Raw genomic sequence first — 21,815 nt, 5'->3', positions numbered from 1 at the left:
CCGAGCGTTCATCTGCCGCTGCTGGTATTGCTGTTGTTAGCTTGTCTGAGCATCAACATCATGGCCGCCTGCATGAACATCTGAGGAACCATTCGTCCCGTTGTTGTCAGCGCCACCTTGGTGTACGACGTTTTCGCCATGATAATGTCGCCGGGGCGAACCTTTACGCGCGCCCGCGATTCGGGATTTTTCAGTGCGTTCTTTCCGATCGGTACCTTTTCCATCTTCACGCTGCCATCACGGCTGGTGCGAGCAAGGACCACATATCCGTTTTTCGCCGTGTCTGTTAATCCACCGGCTTTAGCAATTACAGAAAACAGGTCGTCGTCTCCAGACATCATTACCAGTCCCGGTGATTTAAAGGCACCCATGACGCGCACTTTATTGCCGTTGCTTACGACCTTACCGAAATCAGCGCTGTTGAAGTCTGCACCACCTTTCGGTACGTACACCACGTCTCCCGGCTGCAGCACCAGATCTTCGCTGACATCACCGTCAAGCATGAGTTTCCATAGATCGACGTCGATTACTTGCTTTGGGTGCAGGCGGGTGACATGAATATGTCTTATATCGGCTGTGTCTTTCAATCCGCCTGCCATTTCCAGTGCGGACGATACGGTGAAGATGGAACTGGCAGTCGCCGATGCAGGTGTTGATTTCCCTTCGCTGCTGCCCAGTTCGCTGCTGGCGTCTGTGCTTCCTTTTGAAGCACCGCCGTCAGGACTGTACAGTCCTGGGTGAGAGACTTCGCCCAGTAAGTAAACTTGTGTGGCGCGTTGCTTGGCCAAATTTATTACGATATCGGGGTTTACAAACCACTTCTTCGCTTTCTCGTTAACTAACTCGTTTATTTGTCGTAGCGACAGTCCGGCTGCTTCGATAACGCCGCAGTAATTGATCACGGCTGTACCGTCAGGTAGAACTGGTGCAAGGACAGTTGCTGTCGGCTTATCATCGTCTGATGACAGATCCGTTACAGACATTACGTCTCCGGGACCGAGCACATACTCCTGGGTAATGCCGGCGTTGAGTTTGAAAGTCTTCGGCATCGGCGTGGTTCTGGCCAACTGTGGGGCCCGTGCCGGTGGCGCTGTCGGAGTGGTGTCGGTGGCCGGGGACAATTCCTTAAGAACCGGGGTAACAGTGCCCGCCAAACAGAAAGCACTACCGCTCATTGTAGTTACAGATGCTGTGATGGCGCAGGCCGTAACTTTTCTAACCAGACCGAACATGACGTTCCCCGTACTCATAACCGTATTCAGAATGTCAACAGAATACTACAGATGCAAGGTGTAACCGCAGGCTCCGGACCGAATGGGTCCTTGAAATTCATTAACGAAGCCAGAAAACGGTGATTGTACAGCCTTTGTACATGAAGAACGTGACATTCTTGAAAACTAAATGCTACGTAATGCGCTTCGTCCGTATTCATGCTCTTAATACCTATAATTCTGAATAGTCTGTCGGTTCGGAGCATTAATAAACTTTGGTTTCAGTAGTTCAAATCTCAACATTTTTCTCGGACCACGGAGGCGTAGAGAAATCTGTCTCCGATCTCGTTTCCGGCTTGAAGCGGGAACATGACGTTCACGTTCTTTGCACTCATAATGTTGTTAAGACTAAACGAGAAGAGCGCGATGGGGTAAAAGTCACTGCAGTCGGTGCTCCGTTCGGAATTCAAGGACGACCGCTCTCAGCTACTTTTCCACTTGAACTCGGACGTCAGGAATGTGATGTCGCACACTATCATTTGCCGTTTCCTCTGGCCATGGCATCACACATTCTGAGAGCGCCGCGGGCTCGTCTGACCGTGGCGACCTGGCATCATGATCTGGTTCGTCACGCTCGGTTCAATAAAATGATTCAGCCGTTGCTTGAATCATTCCTGGACAAAGTAGATGTGATTATTGTCACAGCCCCGGCATTGATTGATCACACTCCAGTACTGGCAAAACGTCGACACAAGTGTCGAGTCATTCCACTGGGCATCGAAGAAGGTCGCTTTAAAGAGGAAGGAGTGAATCCATCTCCTGATCAGATCAAGTATGGTGCCGACGTTCTATTTGTCGGTCGACTTGTGTACTACAAAGGTTGTAATGTTTTGCTCGACGCCATTAGTAAGGTCGACGCTACTCTAGCGCTGGTTGGTGAAGGTCCGTTACGCGCTGATCTGGAAGCGCAGGCGGCAGAGCTCGGTATAGCTGAGCGAGTACGCTTTATGGGGCGTGTCTCTGATGAAGAGCTGGCCAAAATGTATAAAGCCAGCTCAATATTTGTTTTGCCTTCTATTTTTGCAACAGAGTGTTTCGGACTTGTTCAAGTCGAAGCAATGCTTAACGGCAAGCCCGTAATCAACACTGATTTACCGACGGGCGTACCCTGGGTCAGTTTGCACAACGAAACTGGGCTGACAGTGCCTCCTAATGATGCTGAAGCGCTTGCAGGCGCGATAAAATTATTGTTGAATGATTCTGGGTTGAGACAGAAACTTGGTGCACAGGCGGCGCATCGAGCCCATCAGATGTTTACGCTTAAGCATCACGTCAAAGCTGTTTCCGATCTGTACTCTGAGTTGCTGACAAATTGACGGTTGACCATACAGTTTTCAGCTCCGTATATTTTAAGGCAGTTTAAGGAAATTCTTGTGAGACAACCGTTTTTTGAAAGCTCCTATATACTGACAAAGGTGTAAGAGGTCAAAGAAGTTGAAAGCACACGTTATAGCCGGACTGGCGCTGACAATTCAAATAGCCTTCCCGATGGCTGCTTTCTGTGATGATGATAGTAAGTGGGCTTCCGGGCGCGATCCCCTGGCTGATTTTTGCAATAACATCACCAGCGGACTTTCGAATTTTTTGAACGGACACACAACTGCCCCCGCTGATGGTGATTCAGCCGGCTGGGGCACCAGGCGTGGTGGCTGGAATTTCAATCCGCAGCCGGCAAACGCTAACGCCGGAATTGTTTATATAGATTCGAACAAAAAAGTCATTGAGAATCGTGTTCAAGTCAAGGCTGCTGACGGTTCCCGAATGACTCGACGACTTACCCCCAATGAAAAATCCAACATTCCATTGAAGAAAATGATTGACTCTGGAAGTTCGTCTTATTCACTTGGATCATATGGAAATTCTCGTTACTATCCTATGGGGTCAGGCTCTGTCTCTGGTTATCGTTCTGGTGGTGGCACGCGCGGTTGGGGCAACTACGGTGGTGGTGACCCGTCCGGCGGAATGAATCCCTACGGCTCATCCCATTATGCCTTTGGCTCAGGTGCCGGAACCGGCATAGGGCGTGGGGGTGGAGTGTTCGGCGCCTCATCTGGACGGTCCGTTGCGGGGGCTGGTGGCATGGCGGGTGGCGCTGCCTACTGATCTCGATGTTGTTTGGTTTTGCTTGTGTCGGGCGGAACAACTAGTGCCGCATCGCTGACTCTGGCACTAAATACAGTCTCATGGCTGTGTATTTAACAGAGCGGAGAGGGTGCTGTAGTGCGCACCAGCAGTGCTTTGCAGTCCTTTGGGCGAGCCTGCTATAGGAACTCAGGCGTAACCAACAGAGGCAGCATTCGCGACCGTTTAAGCCTGCCAGACAGATGTAAATTCGCCGTGAATTAGCCCGCCAGGGTGATTCCAGCTGCCATCAATGATAAGAGCAGTGCTCCACCGGCCATCAGTGCGTAACAAACATGGCGGCAGATTATCAGCGCCTTGATGAAGATCTGACCATCTAAGTAGAGACTCCAGTTGGTCTCGTACTCGTTGTTGTAACTGAAGCGCTCCAGGTAAGTCATTTCTTTGTTTCGATTGACCTGTTCTAGACCGACAAGACCGGGTCTAGCGCTAGGGAAAAAGCCTGGATATGACGACCAGATGTTGAAGTGTTTGATGATGTATTCCGTTTCGTCTACAGACAACGGTCGCGGACCGATCAGCGACATATCACCATTTAAAACATTGACGAGCTGCGGCAATTCATCGATGTTTGTAGCCCGAAGTAATTTGCCGGTAACCGTTAATCTGCGATCGTCTTTTGCTGTTTTAAAGCCGTCGGTATCGGCACCGGAAAACATTGTGCGAAGTTTGTAAATATCGAAAATTTGTCCATTCCGGCCGATTCGTTTTTGAATATAAATTGGACTGCCGGGGCTTTCCAAAGCCACGAGCGCGAGAAAGAAAAGCAGGACGGGAGCGCTCAGGGTCAATCCGACCACTGCCACACAAATATCTATTAACCGTTTGGTTGTGTTCTCTGCGACTCGAGCGTACTCGACAGGCCGCCTCTCCTGCGCCTCAAATTTTTCTGCGACTCTGGCGACGGTTTCCGAAGGCATTGGCATTCCAAATCTTTGAACAGCTAGTAAACAAGTTATGTGCACGAGTATACAGTAGGTGTTTAGACTGCGCCTTACTGACAACTGTTTGTTCGTAGTAAGATTCTTTCAACTACCCCTTTGTATCAGTTATGTTTACACTGCATTGCGTTCCGACAGGACAAATACACCTTCTGCAGACATGCGCTTTGACGCACTTTTGAGAGATGGACTTAACGAAATATTTGTTTAGGCAAAGTGGGAGCTCGTGGCGCATTTTTACGATGCCCGCGGTGAATCAACTCAGCCTTGCAGAGCGTTTGATGGCGTTTATGCTTGGACGTAGCTCATCGACCGACGCCATTCTGGCAAGCCAAACTGCCGAATCAGCCAATCTTTTTTTGCAAATGTTAATTGAGAACGAGCTGGGTGGTTACGTTCTGGAATCTATTTATTTGCTTAAGTTGGAAGCAATATTTCGCAAAATTTTCGTCACCCTGGATGGTGGCGAAGTTGATCTGTTTACGGCGATCTCACGTCAGTCAGCTCTCGAGGCTATCAAATTCGAAAAGTTCGACAACAAATTTGTTGATTTTCTTGATCTAACCGCAGCGCTTGGTTCGGAAATTATCTGGCTGAAAGGCATTGTCGCCAGTCGCACCTGTTACAGGGAACCAGCTCAAAGGCTTTCTGGTGATTTTGATTGTTTTTTGCAATCTCGATATTTGACTCACCTGAACGAAATTTTGGTCGCTGCTGGTTTTCACGTCATTCTTGATGACTACGGCTTTTGTAATCAGCTGGGAGTTGGGCCTGTTCTGGCTCTGGATAGTCTATTTCTCGTACCGAACGAAGAATTAGTGCCATCGGCGGTGGTTGGATATTTCAAGAATCGCTGTCCGATCGTTGATATCAAATTCAATCCACTCGATCGTGGTTTGAAAATGATTGAATTGGATCGCTTTCTCTCAGAAGTTGAGAGTGTTCCCTGGCGCGGTCGAACCTTTCTCTCACCCGGATTGCTAGATCAGCTTTTGATTTCGCTTACTCACCTGGAGAAAGATAGATTTATTGGATGGAAACAATTGTTGGACATCAAATTGCTAGCCGAAAAAATAAATCTGCATCCTCAAGGCTGGAAAGAATTTGTCAGACGATGTCAGGTTGAGGGCTTATCAACGGCATGCTGTGCTGGTCTGAGTTTGGCGCGCGAACGGCTTGGCCTGAGCGGAATTGATGACGTGATTAGCGAGACCGGCGCCACTGGTCAAAATATTTCGAAGCGCCTGCTTGCATTTACGGTCACACCACTTTTTTATTGGAATACAAGCAGCTTACCGATGTTGCTTGCAAACGCGGCGGTATCCGACGATTCGACGCGGAAGATGAATGTGCTCAGGCGTTCGTTTTTCCCCGATAAGTCTTTTCTTTCCGCTTACTATCTGGCAGGCCGAACAATGAACTTCGTTGATTATTTGCGAGCCTTGATCCTGCACTGGTTCGTTATATTATTGCCGGGCGGTGTGGTGCGCCGCACCTTTGGGCAGTTGATCTGGCCTGAAAGACAAATCGGATCGTCAGGCTGAGTGCTGTGCTTTCAGTGTGAGAGCTCAAACACAGTCAGCTCAGGACGTGAGCAAAATCGCAGTCGGGGAAAATGCCCTTCCATGCCTATTCCCCGATTAGTGTAGATATACGTGTTTCCTAGTTTGTGTAATCCAGCGTCGTACTTCTTGCCCTGTTTAGATTGAGTGATCAGGGCACCATAGAATGGCAGAGCAATTTGTCCACCGTGAGTATGTCCGCAAACATACAGATCGACATTATCTGTCTGTTTGTCCATGATGATGTCTGCATCTGGATTGTGATACATGACAATGGTCGGCATGTTTTTAGGAGCTGACTCAAGCACTGACTGGCATGAGGCGCCGGAATCTGCTCCGGCGATGCAAATATTGACGCCATCTACGTTTACGACCTTATGTCCTGACAAAATTTCGAGCTTGCTTTCCTCCAAAACGTTGACCGGGTGGAAAGCAAAATCCCAATCGCCTTTCACCGCAAAAGTTGGAGCAATCTTGGCAATTTTTGCTGCGAATTCGTTGAAGTTACTCTGTCCTTCTAAGGAATTCATTGCGTCGCCTGAAAAGAGAATGATTGCCGGCTTCTCCTTTTCAATTTCTCTTACAACGCGATCTTCCAGTCGTTTCACCTTGTCGCAATGCATGTCCGAGACTTGCACTATTTTGATCGGCGCATGATCTGCAGGAAAGTTGGCGAGCCCAATTTTTACGTGAGTGACTTCTAGCCAGTAAGGTTCTACGAAATACGCATATGCAATACAGGCAAAACTGAAGCCTGTAAGGATGAGCACAAGTACGCCGGTGGCACCTAACTTTGGCCGAATTTTCTCGGGCACAATGAAGGGGCGCAGCAGTATGAAGGCTGCGGCAATATAAAGGGCGGCTACACTTCCCATCACCGCTAATATAACGATCCAGTCTTCAGCTCTTGCAACGTGCATGTGGTTACCGTAAGTGTGTGCTTATTTGTGGAGTAAGTGCAGCACCGCACCAACAGTCAAAAGTAGTGGTGACACTGCCGCCAAAATCAAATCGATTGAACGATGCTTAAACTTGTTTTGCAGAGCCAGTATCCGTTTCTCGAATAATTCCCAGCTCAATGCACCGAGCAAAATCGACAGAGCGGCACTGATTGCAAATGACAATGGAACGAAGTGCTGGAGAGCAAATTTGCTCAAATACCAATATATCACCAGACAGACAGGCAGATGAATCAAATAGATTCCGTAACTTACCTTTCCTACATAAGCCAGAGGGTTGAGTGCGGGAGCGTCTTTGCACTTTGTAGTGCATAGCCAGACGATCAGCGCGCATGCTGTTGAATAGAGAGGACCATAAGGACAGAATCTGCCCAATACTGAGGCTGCAAGCAACACTGCTGCAGAGCAGAGAATAGTCGGCGTTTTGAATCTGTTTAGAAAGGCAGTCACTGGTCCGAAGTTCATCGCCATCAAAGAGCCGATGATTAATGATATGAAGGCTGCATTGCAGAAATATGGCTCGTTGGATCCTAATGAGGCGTATCGCACCATATATAGTGACGTTGCGATGAGGAATACTTGTCGTAGCATCTTACTTTTGGTTGCGATAAGAAGTAGCGGCAAAAGGCAATAAAACTGCTCTTCGACCGAGATACTCCAGAGGTGATTGATGCCAATGCCGTCGCCATGATTGTGGGTTAGTGTCACAAAGAATGGAAACTCGGACAACGTCTTTGCCACCATAGAGCCGTGATTTTTCAAGAAGACGCCCGTTTTCATGAGTAATGCGCAGGGCAGCAGCACGGCGAAGTATGCAGGCAAGATTCTCAAGCAACGGCGCTTCAGGAAACAAGTGATGTCGACGTGCCCATGTTCCTTTTCGTCGCGCAACAAAATGGATGTAATCAAATAGCCACTCAAGACGCAAAAGAGCCCTACACCGTAAGCTCCAATGCTCCATCCGCCGTCAGTGGTGTATTTCTGTGTATGGCTGAGTATGACGATAAGGCAAGCGATTGCTCGCAGGCAGTCAAGCGCTTGCACCCGTTGATTTGTATCGCCGACGGGTGCTGTTGTTTCATTTTGAATAGTTTCTGTGACCGCAATCATCTCTAGGTGTTCATCGATGAGATAACACTCTATCACCAAACCCTTGAGAACACACAAGTGTAGCTCAAGGGCTGATTTATTGATTTGATCCGCTATGCCACGCGAATTTATACTGAACCAATTGATGGACAGTCAGCTCAAACGCCTAGTGAAATCCAGTGCCGCTTAGTTTCTAAGCAGCTTTCCGCAAACTAACCCCAGCCGCCGTTGTCTTCGGGAGCTTGAGGAGCTTGTTTCTGGGTGTTGCTAGGAACTGTTTTTCCAGCAGGTCCGGTGGTACCACCAGTTGCTGGATTTCTCAGTGGCGCATGGCTATCATGGAAGTGCTGCGTACTGTTTACCGCGAGTGCGGGAGGTACGAGGAACTTATCGATGATTTTTGGTGCTGCTACAAGGGAGCCTGCTAGAGCTGCCTTTTGTACCAGCTTAGTAAGGAATTCTTTGCGGCTAAGACTTTCGTCGCAAGCAGTTGTATTGACATCTGCTTCTTGTCTCAAATTATCAGGCATTTCGTTTATCCATTTCACTAGGAAGCATTTTCGAACAGATTAACTATAGTACTTCGACTTTTAACCTGCAACTATCTCCGAAGTCGATCTTGAGCGCATGACAAGTGTCTGGCATTGAAAGTCCCTGTTCATCAGGGTTTGCGGACGCTTAGAAATTAAGCACTTGTATCGGAAACGAGACCACCCTGTGCAAAATCATTTAACAGTTCGCAAATAGCAGGCTGAATCTCGGCGGCTGTTGAGTCGGAGCTGTAAGCCAGAACCTGGCTCACTATCTCGTCAACGGAATGCTCTCCATCGCAGAACTCCCAGGCAATAGCAGCCAGAGGAGTAATTGTGTGGGCCCAATCACTTTGCTTACTGAAGATCACAACATGACCATCAGGAAGCATTTTCGTTTGGACATCAGGATTTCGTTTAGGTCTCATCATGCAATTCTCACCGATGCTTGGTTTTGCCCCAGTTTACGATGTCAGCATGATCTTTTGATGAGAGGGACTAAAGCTTTTCTGGACTTCTAAGTGCGACTGAGCAGATTTGCGACTTCAAAAGATTTGATTGAAGTGCCTTTGTCGCTGTGCGTCATAGACCATACAAAGCCGGAAGAGGTGTGAACGGATGGTGGCAAATCATAGCCTCTGCTGATCGCATCGAGATTCTCAACAAAATCAAGCCCAGGCACGTCTACGATCAGATCAGGAAGCGACAGCCTCGTAACGGTTTTTCGTGTCTCAGATGTTTGTTGATCAGCATCGATATAAATAGGATTACAAATCAACTTTTTGAAGGTCGGGAATCTTCTAAACTCCGACGCCAGCAGGTTTGCAACGATATCCACCTGGGTACGAACGGCAGATGAATCGATGCTGCCTTCAGAAAAGCGTTCACTGTCATTTATATATACGGCTCCGCGAATCGGCGACGCGCACTTGGTTTTGGCGAGGAGTATTTGTTTGTCGGCTGATACCAGCGGTGGGCCGTTTTCATCCTGAATCAGCATGAACGCTTGTTGGCGAAGTTGAGCCTGCTTCGATTTTTGATCGATGGTGGCTTTTTCTTGCAAGCCCCGATCTTCAAAGAAGTCGTTGAGGCTAAATATCTCTTTGCAAGTGGTGTGAGAAAAGGCCGAAAGAAAAATGAAGCGGCTGGAATGCGACAAAATTTGACTCAAACCTTTGTCGAGTTTTGCCAGCATTGACCTGATTTGAGCCGAACAAATCAGGGTCGCATCCAGAAAGCCATTGCCGAGCAGATGAATCAATTGATCGAATATAGTGATTCTGTATACAAACGATTTCCAGTTCGATTCAATGAGTGCCGTAGCGCATGCCAGTCTGTTCAGTTCACACTCGATGAACCTGGTCACCGCTAAGTGATCAGCCATGGCAAGCCCCATACTTAGAATCGGTCTTGGTTTGTAGTCGGCGAATGTTTTGTCTCTTTGTAATGATGCTGGAGAGACATGCGTGACAACGGCTGAACTTGCTTCTGCGAGCCAGATTCTTTCATGCTCTCGCGGTTCGAGCAGAGGCACATTGATAACGATATTTCTTTGTTCTGCTGCAACTTCAGGCAGCAAGGTTACTGGACAGAGCAGATCATTCTCGCGAAACAAGCGCAACTCGTTCAATGATTTTTGAAGGGTGGCGTAGCCCACACAGCCATTGCTATACCACGGTTCGCCGGTCAAAATTTCTGCCCAGATCGGATGGGCGTCGGAGAATGGTGTGGCATCGAGTTGTTGCAGGTGCCCATTTTTCAGGAGAGCGGCGCATAGCGGCATCAGTGCTTGTAGCTGTTCGAATTGCCCGAGCGACAATCCGTCCAGGGCAATAATGGCAACTCGTTCTTCTATCTCTGGCATAAAGCTCTGGTGCAACCGTTTTTTTATCTGGTTTAGTTTAGACTAGACTATTCAAATGAGTTGAGTTTTCATGGAAGGCACTATGAGTGGTGACGGCGCTTCTGAAAAAGTACTTTCACGTCAAGAAGAAGCCGATGAGCTGCCCTTTTTTTTGCGTGCCTGGTGGCTGCGCAATTTTATTGAAAATGAAGGTCTGGTGTGGACCAAAGAATCAGGAGTAACGTCTCCCCTCTGGTCGCTGCACTCTGATCCTCTGTGCGACGTCGGTACCGTCGATCAAAGCTATTAGTTGGTTGTGATGTCGAGTAGAGTACTTATTTTGTCGTCGCCCGAAGATGCCCACGCCGTGCGGGTGGCACAACATTTGAGCGAATGGGACGCGAGCGTCACTTACTGGAAATTTGAACCGTTCGTCCATGATTGCAAGCTTGAATTTGTTACGGATGAGGGCCAACGCGTCTTTAGGTTCAATCAAGATGGTCGCTCTATAGACGTTTCGTCTTTTGATTCGATCTGGTTCCGGAGACCAGGAGCCCCACAATCAAAACGCTTTTTTCAGCCATGGGTATCTGCAGTTGTCGAAACCGAGGCTCACAACGCTTTGTATGGCATGCTTTACTCCATGCCCTGTCTCTGGGTGAATTACCCGGCTCGTGATGCGGCGGCTTCGTTAAAACTCTTTCAGCTTGAGGTGGCGAAAACCCTGGGCATATCTGTCCCGGAAACCATCGTCACAAACGACCCTGAGTTTGCGAGAGCCTTTTACGAAAAGCACAAAGGGCAAGTGATCTATAAGTTGGTGACGGAGAAGAGCAATTTTTTTCTGCCCCAATTCGAGTTTCCGCATGGTATTCCTACCTTGCCCGTGCGAGAGGTGGATTTAGCTCATCTCGATCAGGTCCGTCACGCACCACATTTGTTTCAGCAGAAGATTGAGAAAAATGCCGACATCAGAGTTACTGTGATTGGTAAAAAGCTCTTTGCTTTTCATATTGAAAGTCAGTCCGGTTCTGGAAAATTGGATTGGCGAACCGACTACGATGTGCCCATGCGAGTCTGTGAATTGCCAGATCAGCTCTCGGAGAAGTGTTTGCAATTGCTGCGCCGGCTCGGGCTTAATTACGGGGCGATAGATTTTTGTCTGGATACCGAGGGGCGTTATGTCTTTCTGGAAATCAATCCCGCCGGCCAATATATGTGGCTTGAGAATTTGACTAAAGTGCCCCTGTCGAAAGAGCTAGCCCTTCTCCTTGCCGGAAAAAGCGAAGCTCTGGTCAGCTATGAATCGGCCGCGTTTGCTTAGCGGTTGATGTCAGTTTGCTGTAGGCCTGCTCAATGCCGCGAGCGGTTTTTTCAATGGTGAAATTCTGAAGAACGTGTTGTCGTCCAGCTTCACCTAATGTCGAGGCATAGTTCGGATCTGAAATCAAGCGCTTCAAAGCTTCTGTGATTGCGTCGGCATTATTCATCGGTACAAGCAGACCGACTGACTGACTATTTACGATTTCCGGTACGCCACCGCCATTGGTTGCAACGACGGGTCTGCCGGCCGACATTGCTTCAACGATAACTTGTCCAAAGGGTTCTCCGGTTGTTGACGCATGCACTACTATGTCCAACTCGTCTAGTACCTGGGCGACGTCTTCTCTGAATCCGGTAAATTCGACAACCTCGTCTAGCAGCAGATCTGTTGCTAATTGTCGAATCTGCTTTTCATAAGCCTGTTCATCAAACATTGCCGAACCGACAATTTTGAACCGAACTTCCGGAAACTGGCGGTTGATTTGCTGGGCGGCCTGCAGAAAAATGTGTTGCCCCTTCCAGGGACTGATTCTGCCGATGATACCAATCGTGGTGTTACCATCTTTTCGTTTGCTCATCTGCCTGTGCAGCAGCGCCTGGGCTAACGGTGTACCATCATGAACGACGATCTCATGCCCGTTCGTTTTCACCTGGTTGTCATTGAGGGATGAGAGAGTGGCATAGGAGTTGGCGATGACGAGATCTGGAATGATTTTGGCTGAGAGTTTAAATGTGGACGCTACTTTGGCCGGTAAATAGTCACCGTCGATGCGGTCACGAATGTGCCAGATCAGCGGAACTCCAGCTAATTTTGCTGATATCCCGGCAATCACGTCAGATTTCAATGAATTGGTGTGAACAATGTCGATTTTGTTTTCGCGTATGAACTTGAAGACTTTCCAGATTTGCGATACGACAAGCTCAATTTTTTTCAGTTTGAAGATGGAATTAACGCCCAGAGATTCTTTCCGCGTTTCCAGCACTTCGTTATCCATCTCTAAAAGATGTGTGGTTACAGAAGAGTCAGTGAGAAGTGATTGCAGTGGACCTTTCGAAAATAGCAATACATGCGGCTCGACTGCACTACGGTCGATGACTCGCAACAGGTTCAATAATGCAATTTCGCCCCCACTCAGCTTCGCTGTGTGATCGACATAGAGAACACGCAGTGGTCGGTGTGTCTCAACCATAAATGACCAGTGCACCGTTCTGCACAAGTCCGTGTCCTTGCAGGGTGATTCGTTCGTCGGAACTCTCCCAGTCACTGGTGATTTGCATTTGATGGTAATGCTTGCCATCGTGGATGGTAGCAGTACCTGGTTTATAAGAGTGATAGTAAGCTTTTTCGTCAGAAAGGGCATCAGATTTCGCGAACTGCTCGTCGCTCAGTTGAGTAACTTCCCAGATATTGAGACCGGTGCCTTGACGCGGTGCGGTAATTGGAAGGGTGAATGACATTGTGCTGTCGAAGTCGGCAGAGCCTGGCGGGTCCCAATTCAAATCGAGATATTGCAAATCGACGTGCACGTTGTAGGCAATTTTGGAGAAGTCTGAAGGACCGCAATAAATGTTGAAACCGGGCAAGGCAAGGTCGTCTCGAAAGACAACTGGGCGTTTGAATTGAGCGGAGAAGGCTGTCAAAAGCTTCTCATAGAGCCAACCAAAGTGCCTCTTGAGGATCGGATTCATCTGTTTTGCGGTGGCATAGTAGAGAGCTTGCGGCTTGTAATAGGAAATACCTGCACCGAACCGATAGCGCTCTTCGTCCCACAGCGGTTTGAGTTCGTGAACAGAAAGTCTGACTCGATCGCACTCGTCGGCGCTCAAAACTGGAATTTCTTGAAGTAGTTGCAGTTGCATGGGTTCGACCGAAACTGAAAATGAGTTGGAATCAGAGTTGCGATTCCGCCTGATCTCATGGCTCCTCGCCCTGTTCTCGTGGCTTCTCGCAGTCATCTATGATCGCGCTTATCCCGACTCTTGTGTTTGGCTGTAACGAAGATGAGTAGTTTATTACCTCTCGAATTGAGGACACTACTCCGGTCACCGGTGAGCCAAACCGTATCGGACTCCTCTGTTGACAACATCAATAAATGCTAATCTACTCTGGCATTCCGTTTGAGCAGGTTCTCATGATTTTGGTCCAAGAATCATGCGAGCATAATTCGTTCTAAAGGATGTTTCAATGCCTACTGTCGAAAAGTCCACCGTTGTCGCCAAAATACGACCCGTTGCGCCTGGTTCCATCGCCAACAAGAGTCAATCTGCGTCGACGAGCCATCTGCCAGCCCTGGACGGTTTGCGTGGTCTGGCAATAGCGCTCGTTTTGATTACGCACTGCGAGAATGCTCTTCACTGGACACCACAGTCTGATTTTTTTGTGAAAGCTGTGCACAAAGTCGTTTGTTTCTCGACTTGCGGAGTTGACTTGTTTTTTGTTCTGTCAGGTTTTCTGATCACAGGAATTTTGCTTCGTTCTAAAAATTCTGCCAACTATTTTAAAAGCTTCTATGTTCGTCGCGCTTTGCGAATATTCCCTTTGTACTATCTTGCATTAGCCCTGATTTGGTGTGGCATAAAAATTTGGGGCGAGCCCCCCGACGCACTCATGGGTATGCCTGCCGACAGAACCTGGCTCTGGTTCTACGGTACAAATATCTTGATGACGCTCAGACACACCTGGACCTATTCTTCACTGAATCATTTCTGGTCGCTGGCGGTTGAAGAACACTTCTATCTGGTGTGGCCTTTTCTGGTGATGGCTTTGGAGACTGGACCATTGCTTTGGTTCTGTCTCGCTGCTGTGCCAGCCTCATTGCTTATTCGGGCTGCTTTCGTGTATCCACTGCACAACGAACTTGCTGCTTACGTACTTACTATTTGTCGGGTCGATTCACTTCTCATTGGTTGTTTCATTGCCATAGTCGCTTATTTAAGAGGACCTGAAATACTTAAAAGATCCGCCGTTGCAGTGGCTCTCGGCATGGCTGTGCTGGTGCCTATTTTCATCGGTGTCGTGCCGCATGCGTCGAATACAGATCGTATTTGGGGTCCAACAATATTTGCCCTATTGTTTGCTTCATTGTTGGTTTTGACTCTGACAAGGACGGAGTGCAAGCACTTCTTCGAGAATCGTGTTTTGAGGGTCTTGGGAAAGTACAGCTATGGACTTTATATTTACCACTTTATAGTTATCGTAGGGCTGGAACACCTCTGGAGCTGGAACGCACTACCACCGGTGCCAAATTATTTGCTCTTTCTTTTTGTTGCCTCGGCCTGCTCTATGCTTATCGCTGTAACCAGCTATCAGCTCTACGAGGTGCATTTCCTCAAGTTGAAGAAATACTTTCAGGCTTGAATTTGGATGCACACTGCGTAGTTTGACATGGGATGAATCTGATGGAAGTGGTGCTACTTGATGAAGTACATCTTGTTTGGCAACTTTTCGCAGTCGAGCGCGTATCCGCCTGCCAGATCTGAAAATTGATCGCCTATGTTCATGACGATTTTGAAGCCCATCTGTTCGATCTGTTTGCGCACGGCTGTCTTGTATTCTTCTGCCGGAGGTCCGCCGTGGTGGTCTCTAAGATAGAGACCGTCGTAAGAGACCTGGTCTTTGACTAAATTGATAATCGTCGGTTTTCGATCTGGTTCCGGTCGTCCGGTGATGAGAAATACGGCAAATCCTTCCTGCCTGCACCACTTGAGCAGCTCATAAGTCGGCTTCAAGACCGGCGCTTTCGACTCCTTAACCCATTGATCGAATACGTCCCAACTCCTGACCGGATGGAGCCTGAAATGGGGACGATTGTCGAGGAGCGTTTCATCAATGTCTGAGACAACAGCCAGATTGTTTTCGCCGGGATGTTCTCTTTTGTAGTTCGTACAGAACTTTTTCGCTGAGTTGATGGCGTTAGTAAACTCTCTTCTGTACTGAGTCGTCTCTGTAAATTTCAGCCCCTCTTCGTAACTGCTCGTCGAAGTAGGCGCGGGCGGTACCGTAATTTCAGAGCAAGGACAAGCTATCGCTGAGCTGTGCAGCGATAAAAGAGCAATTGAAAAAGAAAGAAGCATCTTACGCATGTGCAGATCGTATCAAGCTGCACAAGCATTGAGGGGCGATGTAACGAATTCTCGTTCAGCCTCGACCAGACATGTTTACGCCGCGACCGGCTGCATAGGTTTGGCTTCCGGCAACAATCTTCTCTTTACGAGTTGATTTGCGAATTTCTATGGTGCATTGTTCCATTGGTGATTCGACCGGGCAACCTTCGTATGCGCCCCAGTATGTCGAACCGACTTTTTTCTTTGGACCTTTTGATTCCGGCAGAAAGCGATGTGGTTCGGAAACAACCAGAAGAAGCACGAATGCCACCACGCCGACTAATGCAAACAGAAAAATATCCATAAATCACCGTTATGAGACAAAGGTCTGTCACCGAACCCGTTTCTCAGCTGGAAATCAGACGCCGACCTTTCGGTCGAATCCCGTATGGTCGGGTGGCGCTTGATTTGCTGGAGAAATCAAGTGATCGTAGATTAAGCTATTGATTAGGGTCTGTCCATGGTGATTTCCTCACCTGAACCAAAATTCACGAACAAAAAAGGCACGGCTTTGAGACCGTGCCCTTGAGAATGCTGTAAATGCGGCTAGCGCTTCATTATTTCCACTAGATCACTGTACATTCCGGCTATTTCGGCAGTGATTTTAGAAGTCAAAGGGTTTTCCTGAGAGTGTTTGGTAAATTCTTCTGCTTTTAGCTCGAAGATGCCGATCAGGCGCTGGTTGAAGTTCTTGACGTGTTCGTTCATTGAATTGCTTTCTAGGCAGGCTGGGTTGCTAATGGAGAGGCGTGACTCGCTTTCGAGAGTGAATTAATTCTGTCTCAAAAGCTCGCTAACCACAATAGGAAAATTGAAAAAAGTGGCTGCCCATCTCACATTTAATCAGTGATATATCGGACGTATGCATAAAGGGCTCCTTTCGGAGCCCTTTTGCGCAATTTCTCAGTCGCTGTTGTTAGCGCTTTTTGGCTTTGGAAGCCTTGCTTGCTGTTTTCTTCTTGGGAGACTTCGTTCCCGGAGCCTGGTAGCTCTTAAGTTTGGAACGACCATCAACAACGTCCTTCAGCTCCTGACCGGCGCGGAAGGCTGGTACACGGCTGGAAGGGATGCGTAGCGGTGCCAACGTTCTAGGATTCCGGCCTGTTCTGGCTTGACGGGTGCGCCGTTCAAAAGTGCCAAAGCCGACCAGGGTGACTTTTTCACCCTTGCTCAAGGCGCCTGTGATCGAATGCAGAATGCCCGTTAAGGTCATTCCCACTTCGGTCTTGGGTTGTCCTGTCATTTCCGCGATTTCGCTGATTAGCTCAGCTCGATTCATTTTGTTTCCTCCTTTTGGACACAAAACCAGCTAGAGGGCTTCCAAACGCGGATGTTATCACTGGCTAATGTCTTCTTTCAAGGGCTACCAGGCTAGATCTGCAGAATTTTAGAGGCGAGTGTATATGCGCAGATGTCGATTTAACGCGGACCATGCTCGATAATGGTAGTGTCGATGGCGAGAAAGATATGCTCGACGCTCAGTTATCTCACCAACCCACTCTGCGCCAACTCCTCAACACTGAGGCGTTGGCAGAAGCACAGGTGATTTACGGGGAAGATTTGATAGATCGTCCTGTGGTGCAGGTCGTCTCTGCTTTGAGTCCGCCACCTCGCCCGGGCTCCCTCGCTGTCTGTAGGATTGAGACATTGCTCGGTCTCGAGGCCAGTGCTTTGAGCGGGCTGTCGGCATTGGCTGTGATTAAGCCAAGTTCCGCCGACAGTCATACGCCGGTAAATGCTGGTACGGCGGCTGTGCCGAGTCCTTCGCCGGTCAACCTGGGCGGTGCCGATGCTGCGCTGAAAAGAATCTCCAAGCTGTGTACAGAGGAAGAAGTACCACTAATTCTCATTCCGGGCTTTGGCGATCCAACCCAGGTGGCTGAAGATGTTCGGCTTTCATTCTTACGCGAGCTGAAATTGACCAGTGCGCGTTTGCAATCAGCATTGCTGTCCCTTCTTCTGGATGAAGGTTTGGAAGGGCTTGTTGAGGAGTTCAGTAATCGACTCAACAGACCGGTCGTGGTTGAGACTGCCGACTTCAAAGTTTTAGCTTCCCGCAATATGGGTGCAACTCCGGTCAGTCAGCAGCGCTCACTGGAAGAAGAGGCATCGAAAGCGGTGCGCCGGCGTGTGTCGATTCATGAGAAGTCGCAGAATCAAGATTTCTTTCTCGCTCCTATAAAAGTAGGCAGGAGGTTAGTTCTTCCAGTATTGCTGAGTGATACGTTGGTCGGATATATAGCAGCAATGGTGCGCCCCAACGATGATCTGGAAATGATTGGTGAATACTTGCAGGCTGCAGCGGTTGCCGTCATGGTCGAATTCAGTCAACGCAGGCGTGATGGAACTGTATTCACTGTCACCCAGCAGAGCCTTTTGAAAGATTTGTTGTCGGGCAACAGCCTCTCGGCCTCAGACCAGGAGAGATTGGAGCGCTACTATGGCTTCGATCTTTGTGACGGTCTTTGTACTTTCGCTGTGGAGTCCGCCGTCACCGGTGGCAGTGGCACAAACAAGAATTTTCTGGAAGACGGATTTGCATCGACTGAGATTGAAGGCACGCGCGTATTCGTTGTTCCGTTCTTCGAAAAGAATGGTACTACCTGGCAGCAAGAAGCGCAGAGTCTGATTGAGAAGATTAAGGTCACTGCAGGCGGTATTGTCAATTCGAAAATTCAGCTGGGTGCGGCGAGAATAGTTCAGACAATTGTTGATCTGCCCGAAGCTTATCGTGAAGCCAGGCAGGCCTTGATCATAGGTTCTATGGTGCATGGTGATAAGGATTTTGTTATTGGTTATGGTGAGCTGGGAATCAGACGACTGCTCTACCTGATGATCGATCATCCTGAACTCGATCGTTTCTACGAGGAAAACCTGGCGCCACTTGAAGCATATGACACCGAGTGGGAGAGTGAACTGGTCGAAAGTTTGCGAGTCTATTTAGATCAGGGAGCAAATCTGAATTCGGCTGCCCGAGCACTTTTCATTCACCGTCATACCCTCCGTTATCGACTGGAACAGATTGCTGACATTCTCAAGGTTGATATTGATTCGCAAGAAGTGTTGCTCAATTTGCAAATTGCTTATTTGATTCGCGATATGAAAAACAACATAAGAGGCAAGGGGAGAGCATGAACGGCACCGGTGCTTATGTAGGTTCAGAACTGGATCTATTTGCTAAAGCGATTCGATGGAAAAAGTATTTTCGTTCGACTTTCAGCCGGTTTTTAAAGGGGGACGTGCTCGAGGTTGGAGCTGGCTTGGGCGGAACGACCGAAATATTATGTGACGGTTCGCAGAACAGTTGGTTATGTCTTGAACCAGATCAAGAAATGACTGAGTCGATAAGAAGAAAGATTTCCGCTGGTGAATTGCCTGCTTGTTGTCGGGCCCAGGCCGGTTTTCGCAGCGAGTTACCAGAGACTGCGCTGTTCGATGCGATCTTGTACATTGATGTGCTTGAGCACATTGAGAACGATAAAGAAGAAGCATTGGGAGCAGTCGGTCATTTGAGAACCGGTGGACATTTGATTGTTTTATCGCCCGCGCATCAGTTCCTTTATTCGCCGTTCGACAAAGCAATTGGGCACTACCGGCGGTATTCTTTAGAGGAACTGCGGTCTGCCATACCAGCCAGCCTGGAGCCGGTTTCGCTCCGTTATCTCGATTCTGTCGGGCTGTTCGCCTCTCTCGGAAATCGCATGTTGTTGCGCCAGTCCATGCCCACTGAAGACCAGATTTTGTTTTGGGATAGAGTTCTAATTCCTGTTTCACAGATAGTCGATCCTATCTTGGGATATCAGTTTGGCAAGACAGTCGTTGGTATTTGGAAGAAAGGGGCATGATCGAAAGCAAGACTGTTGAGAGCGGACCTCGATCTGCGACAACAAATGCCGTTGAAGTAGTGCACGTAACGAAGAGGTTTGGCTCAAATCTGGCCGCCAATGATATCAATCTGGCGATCGGTGACGGTGAGTTCTTTAGTTTTTTAGGTCCGTCTGGTTGTGGTAAAACAACGCTTCTGCGCATGATAGGTGGATTCGAACATCCGACAGAAGGCACCATATCCATCGCTGGTGTGAACATGTTGTCTGTGCCGCCGCACAAGCGTCCTGTCAACATGGTCTTTCAAAATTATGCGCTTTTCCCTCATTTGACAATAGGAGAGAATGTTGCATTTGGCCTTAAAACAAAGAAGATGCTCTCGAGTTCTGAAATAGCTCAGCGCGTAAAGGATGCGCTTGAGTTGGTTCGTTTGGGACAGTTTATCGACCGATTGCCGGCACAGATTTCAGGCGGGCAGCAGCAGCGTGTGGCTCTTGCGCGGGCGATAGTCAACGATCCCAAAGTGTTGTTGCTTGATGAGCCACTCTCGGCTCTAGATCCACAGATTCGAGAAGAGATGCAAGTCGAGTTAGCGCGCCTGCAAAAACGTCTTGGTATGACTTTTATTATGGTTACTCACGATCAAAACGAAGCTCTTGCTCTTTCCAGTCGGATTGCGGTTTTCTGTCAGGGCAATCTAGAGCAAGTGGCCACGCCCGAGATGATTTACAAATCTCCTGCGACTTTGTTTGTAGCGAAATTCATCGGGCAGACCAATGTCATTGAAGGTGAAATCGTTGATTCTGTCGACCAGTGTTACAGGCTTTTGACTGCGACTGGTTTGGAGCTTTGTGCCACCATAAGAGGTGATCGGCTTCCAACTGGCACAAGAGTAGCTGCACTGGTTAAACCAGCTGCCGTTAACTTTGTGGATGACGATTTCAGTCCGTCACAAACCGGAAAAGTTTTGCCGGTGCAGATTATTAACCGCAGCTTCCAGGGCACCTGTACGGAGTATATAGTCAGTGTTAATGGTGGCACCGAGTTGAGGCTGTCTGCAGTCAATCCGATAGTTGAATCTGACAGAAAAACGTTGGACGGCAACGCTCGAGTTTTTATCTCGGCTGATGCGTGCGATGTACTGCCTTTGTGATTGTGCCTGCGTTTGACGATTCTCGTTCAGCACGTAATTCAGCTTGATTGGAAACAAAAATTGGCGATGTCAACTCTCGCAAGCTTAGTGCCTTCGTCTGGTTCACGATCTGGAAGAAGATGCACGAAGTCGCTGCGATCAAGGCGGTTAGACCTACGAGCACCGCAGTTGATACCAGCAGCAGCGGATAGTTCTGTCCGGAAACCAGGAGGACCGTATAGATTCCTGCAAGGCAAGATACTGCCGCGAAGAGAAAGAATGACAGGATAATCGAACGGATTGCGATGCGCTCTGAGAACGGCAATAACATTCTAAATCCATGCGAAACGAGACTGACTAGCGTCATTTTGCTTGTGCCGTGATACCGAGAACCTCTGGCCAGCGGTATGTTGTAACGATTGATCGGTAAGGCTAGCAAGGACGAGGAATAGCAATAGTCAAAGAATGGGTGGAAGAGAATGTTTTTCACTACCCAGCCTCTGTAGGCGGCGAAATTTCCATTGCGCACGACTGTGCCTGTGAGAGTGCTGAAAAACAGCTTGAAAAAGAAGTAAAGCGTTTTGAACAGCAGGCTTTCGTTGCGCTTCGTTCTTTGAGCCAGGCATACCGAATGCAAATTGTGCTCGTGTTCGAGTAACGGATAGAGCAGGCTTGGAATATCTTCCGGTCTATCTTCGCCATCGCAGTCGAGTGTGACGACAAAGTCCTCCTCTGCAATCGATAGGGACATCTTCCTAAGACCGAAGACGAGGGCTCCCTGGTGACCCAGGTTGTACGGAGCTGTCACCACTTGGACGTCTGGACTACCGGTTAGCGCTTCCAGCTCAACATCTTGCCCGCCAGAATCGTCGATTACGACGAAACGCAAAGACAAATGTGGCAGCTCTTTGGAAGCGATTAATTTTGCTCTTTTTTGCAGCTCTGCAAAAGACTGATAGTCGTAGAAGCAGGGCACGAATAGCCAGAGAACTTTGCGCATAGTCGATTGAGATCCAGGTCGATTTTGTGCCAGATGACAAGCTTAGGGCATATCAAGCGGAATAAGACTCATTTTGGCATAGTTGTTACATGTA

The 21,815-nt window shown here is 48.5% G+C and carries 21 protein-coding genes; 9 read left to right on the top strand and 12 right to left on the bottom strand.

The features are described from left to right. Window positions 1-8 precede the first annotated feature (8 nt). Entirely contained in the window at window positions 9-1,250 is a 1,242-nt protein-coding gene (locus tag EKK48_00260; protein RTL45811.1) for a hypothetical protein, read from the bottom strand. Window positions 1,251-1,486: 236 nt separating this feature from the next. Here EKK48_00260 and EKK48_00255 point away from each other — a divergent pair, with 236 nt between their 5' ends. Together EKK48_00255 and EKK48_00250 are read left to right on the top strand one after the other, a co-directional pair. Further along, the gene (locus EKK48_00255; protein RTL45810.1) at window positions 1,487-2,587 is read left to right on the top strand and encodes a glycosyltransferase; all 1,101 of its coding nucleotides are present in this window, start codon (window positions 1,487-1,489) and stop codon (window positions 2,585-2,587) included. A gap of 118 nt (window positions 2,588-2,705) precedes the next feature. Continuing rightward, window positions 2,706-3,374 (top strand): hypothetical protein, encoded by a 669-nt coding sequence (locus EKK48_00250; GenBank protein ID RTL45809.1) that lies wholly within the window; start codon window positions 2,706-2,708, stop codon window positions 3,372-3,374. Between the two features lie 239 nt (window positions 3,375-3,613). On the opposite strand, the gene EKK48_00245 is transcribed toward EKK48_00250, so the two are convergent. Then, window positions 3,614-4,339 (bottom strand): sugar transferase, encoded by a 726-nt coding sequence (locus EKK48_00245; GenBank protein ID RTL45808.1) that lies wholly within the window; start codon window positions 4,337-4,339, stop codon window positions 3,614-3,616. Window positions 4,340-4,539: 200 nt separating this feature from the next. Between EKK48_00245 and EKK48_00240 the strand changes: the two genes are divergently transcribed. Further along, entirely contained in the window at window positions 4,540-5,898 is a 1,359-nt protein-coding gene (locus EKK48_00240; GenBank protein ID RTL45807.1) for a hypothetical protein, read from the top strand. Between the two features lie 11 nt (window positions 5,899-5,909). Here EKK48_00240 and EKK48_00235 read toward each other — a convergent pair whose 3' ends face one another. The 5 genes from EKK48_00235 to EKK48_00215 all read right to left on the bottom strand — a co-directional run bounded on the left by EKK48_00235 (window position 5,910) and on the right by EKK48_00215 (window position 10,358). Continuing rightward, entirely contained in the window at window positions 5,910-6,836 is a 927-nt protein-coding gene (locus EKK48_00235) for a hypothetical protein (protein RTL45806.1), read from the bottom strand. 21 nt (window positions 6,837-6,857) lie between these two features. Then, window positions 6,858-7,985: an acyltransferase gene (locus tag EKK48_00230; protein RTL45805.1), complete on the bottom strand. Its 1,128-nt coding sequence runs from the start codon at window positions 7,983-7,985 to the stop codon at window positions 6,858-6,860. 191 nt (window positions 7,986-8,176) lie between these two features. Next, window positions 8,177-8,494 (bottom strand): hypothetical protein, encoded by a 318-nt coding sequence (locus EKK48_00225; GenBank protein ID RTL45804.1) that lies wholly within the window; start codon window positions 8,492-8,494, stop codon window positions 8,177-8,179. A gap of 155 nt (window positions 8,495-8,649) precedes the next feature. Beyond that, window positions 8,650-8,925: a PqqD family protein gene (locus tag EKK48_00220; protein RTL45803.1), complete on the bottom strand. Its 276-nt coding sequence runs from the start codon at window positions 8,923-8,925 to the stop codon at window positions 8,650-8,652. A gap of 86 nt (window positions 8,926-9,011) precedes the next feature. Further along, entirely contained in the window at window positions 9,012-10,358 is a 1,347-nt protein-coding gene (locus tag EKK48_00215; GenBank protein RTL45802.1) for a hypothetical protein, read from the bottom strand. A gap of 82 nt (window positions 10,359-10,440) precedes the next feature. On the opposite strand from EKK48_00215, the gene EKK48_00210 reads away from it, so the two are divergent. After that, the gene (locus EKK48_00210; protein ID RTL45801.1) at window positions 10,441-10,647 is read left to right on the top strand and encodes a hypothetical protein; all 207 of its coding nucleotides are present in this window, start codon (window positions 10,441-10,443) and stop codon (window positions 10,645-10,647) included. A 9-nt stretch (window positions 10,648-10,656) separates the two neighbouring features. Then, on the top strand, window positions 10,657-11,661 hold the full coding sequence (locus EKK48_00205; GenBank protein RTL45800.1) for a hypothetical protein: 1,005 nt from the start codon (window positions 10,657-10,659) through the stop codon (window positions 11,659-11,661). Here EKK48_00205 and EKK48_00200 read toward each other — a convergent pair. After that, a complete protein-coding gene (locus tag EKK48_00200; protein ID RTL45799.1) occupies window positions 11,633-13,021 on the bottom strand; it encodes a glycosyltransferase family 1 protein in 1,389 nt (462 codons plus the stop codon). The two genes, EKK48_00205 and EKK48_00200, sit on opposite strands and share 29 nt — an antisense overlap. Window positions 13,022-13,845: 824 nt before the next feature. Between EKK48_00200 and EKK48_00195 the strand changes: the two genes are divergently transcribed. Beyond that, window positions 13,846-15,018 (top strand): acyltransferase, encoded by a 1,173-nt coding sequence (locus EKK48_00195; protein RTL45798.1) that lies wholly within the window; start codon window positions 13,846-13,848, stop codon window positions 15,016-15,018. A gap of 53 nt (window positions 15,019-15,071) precedes the next feature. Here the strand turns inward: EKK48_00195 and EKK48_00190 are convergent, their stop codons facing one another. From EKK48_00190 to EKK48_00180, 3 genes are all read right to left on the bottom strand, one after another. After that, window positions 15,072-15,743 carry a hypothetical protein gene (locus EKK48_00190; GenBank protein ID RTL45797.1) on the bottom strand — a complete coding sequence of 224 codons (672 nt, stop codon included), beginning with the start codon at window positions 15,741-15,743 and terminating at the stop codon, window positions 15,072-15,074. A gap of 55 nt (window positions 15,744-15,798) precedes the next feature. Beyond that, entirely contained in the window at window positions 15,799-16,068 is a 270-nt protein-coding gene (locus tag EKK48_00185) for a hypothetical protein (GenBank protein ID RTL45796.1), read from the bottom strand. A 612-nt stretch (window positions 16,069-16,680) separates the two neighbouring features. Next, window positions 16,681-17,043 carry an HU family DNA-binding protein gene (locus EKK48_00180; protein RTL45795.1) on the bottom strand — a complete coding sequence of 121 codons (363 nt, stop codon included), beginning with the start codon at window positions 17,041-17,043 and terminating at the stop codon, window positions 16,681-16,683. Window positions 17,044-17,195: 152 nt separating this feature from the next. On the opposite strand from EKK48_00180, the gene EKK48_00175 reads away from it, so the two are divergent. Genes EKK48_00175 through EKK48_00165 form a run of 3 tightly spaced genes read left to right on the top strand, consistent with a single transcriptional unit; the run spans window position 17,196 to window position 20,742 of the window. Next, on the top strand, window positions 17,196-18,899 hold the full coding sequence (locus EKK48_00175) for a PucR family transcriptional regulator (GenBank protein ID RTL45794.1): 1,704 nt from the start codon (window positions 17,196-17,198) through the stop codon (window positions 18,897-18,899). Further along, window positions 18,896-19,609, top strand: a complete 714-nt coding sequence (locus EKK48_00170) for a class I SAM-dependent methyltransferase (GenBank protein RTL45793.1) — start codon at window positions 18,896-18,898, stop codon at window positions 19,607-19,609. The genes EKK48_00175 and EKK48_00170 overlap by 4 nt, the downstream gene beginning before the upstream one ends. Beyond that, window positions 19,606-20,742 carry an ABC transporter ATP-binding protein gene (locus EKK48_00165; protein RTL45792.1) on the top strand — a complete coding sequence of 379 codons (1,137 nt, stop codon included), beginning with the start codon at window positions 19,606-19,608 and terminating at the stop codon, window positions 20,740-20,742. Before EKK48_00170 ends, EKK48_00165 begins: the two co-directional genes overlap by 4 nt. On the opposite strand, the gene EKK48_00160 is transcribed toward EKK48_00165, so the two are convergent. Beyond that, entirely contained in the window at window positions 20,705-21,721 is a 1,017-nt protein-coding gene (locus EKK48_00160; protein ID RTL45791.1) for a glycosyltransferase, read from the bottom strand. The two genes, EKK48_00165 and EKK48_00160, sit on opposite strands and share 38 nt — an antisense overlap. Between the last annotated feature and the right edge of the window lie 94 nt (window positions 21,722-21,815).

The organism is Candidatus Melainabacteria bacterium (genome assembly GCA_003963305.1).
Taxonomy (GTDB): Bacteria; Cyanobacteriota; Vampirovibrionia; order Obscuribacterales; family Obscuribacteraceae; genus PALSA-1081.
The sequence above is the reverse complement of the archived record's forward strand: the minus strand, read 5'-3'. Positions and strand labels throughout refer to the sequence as shown.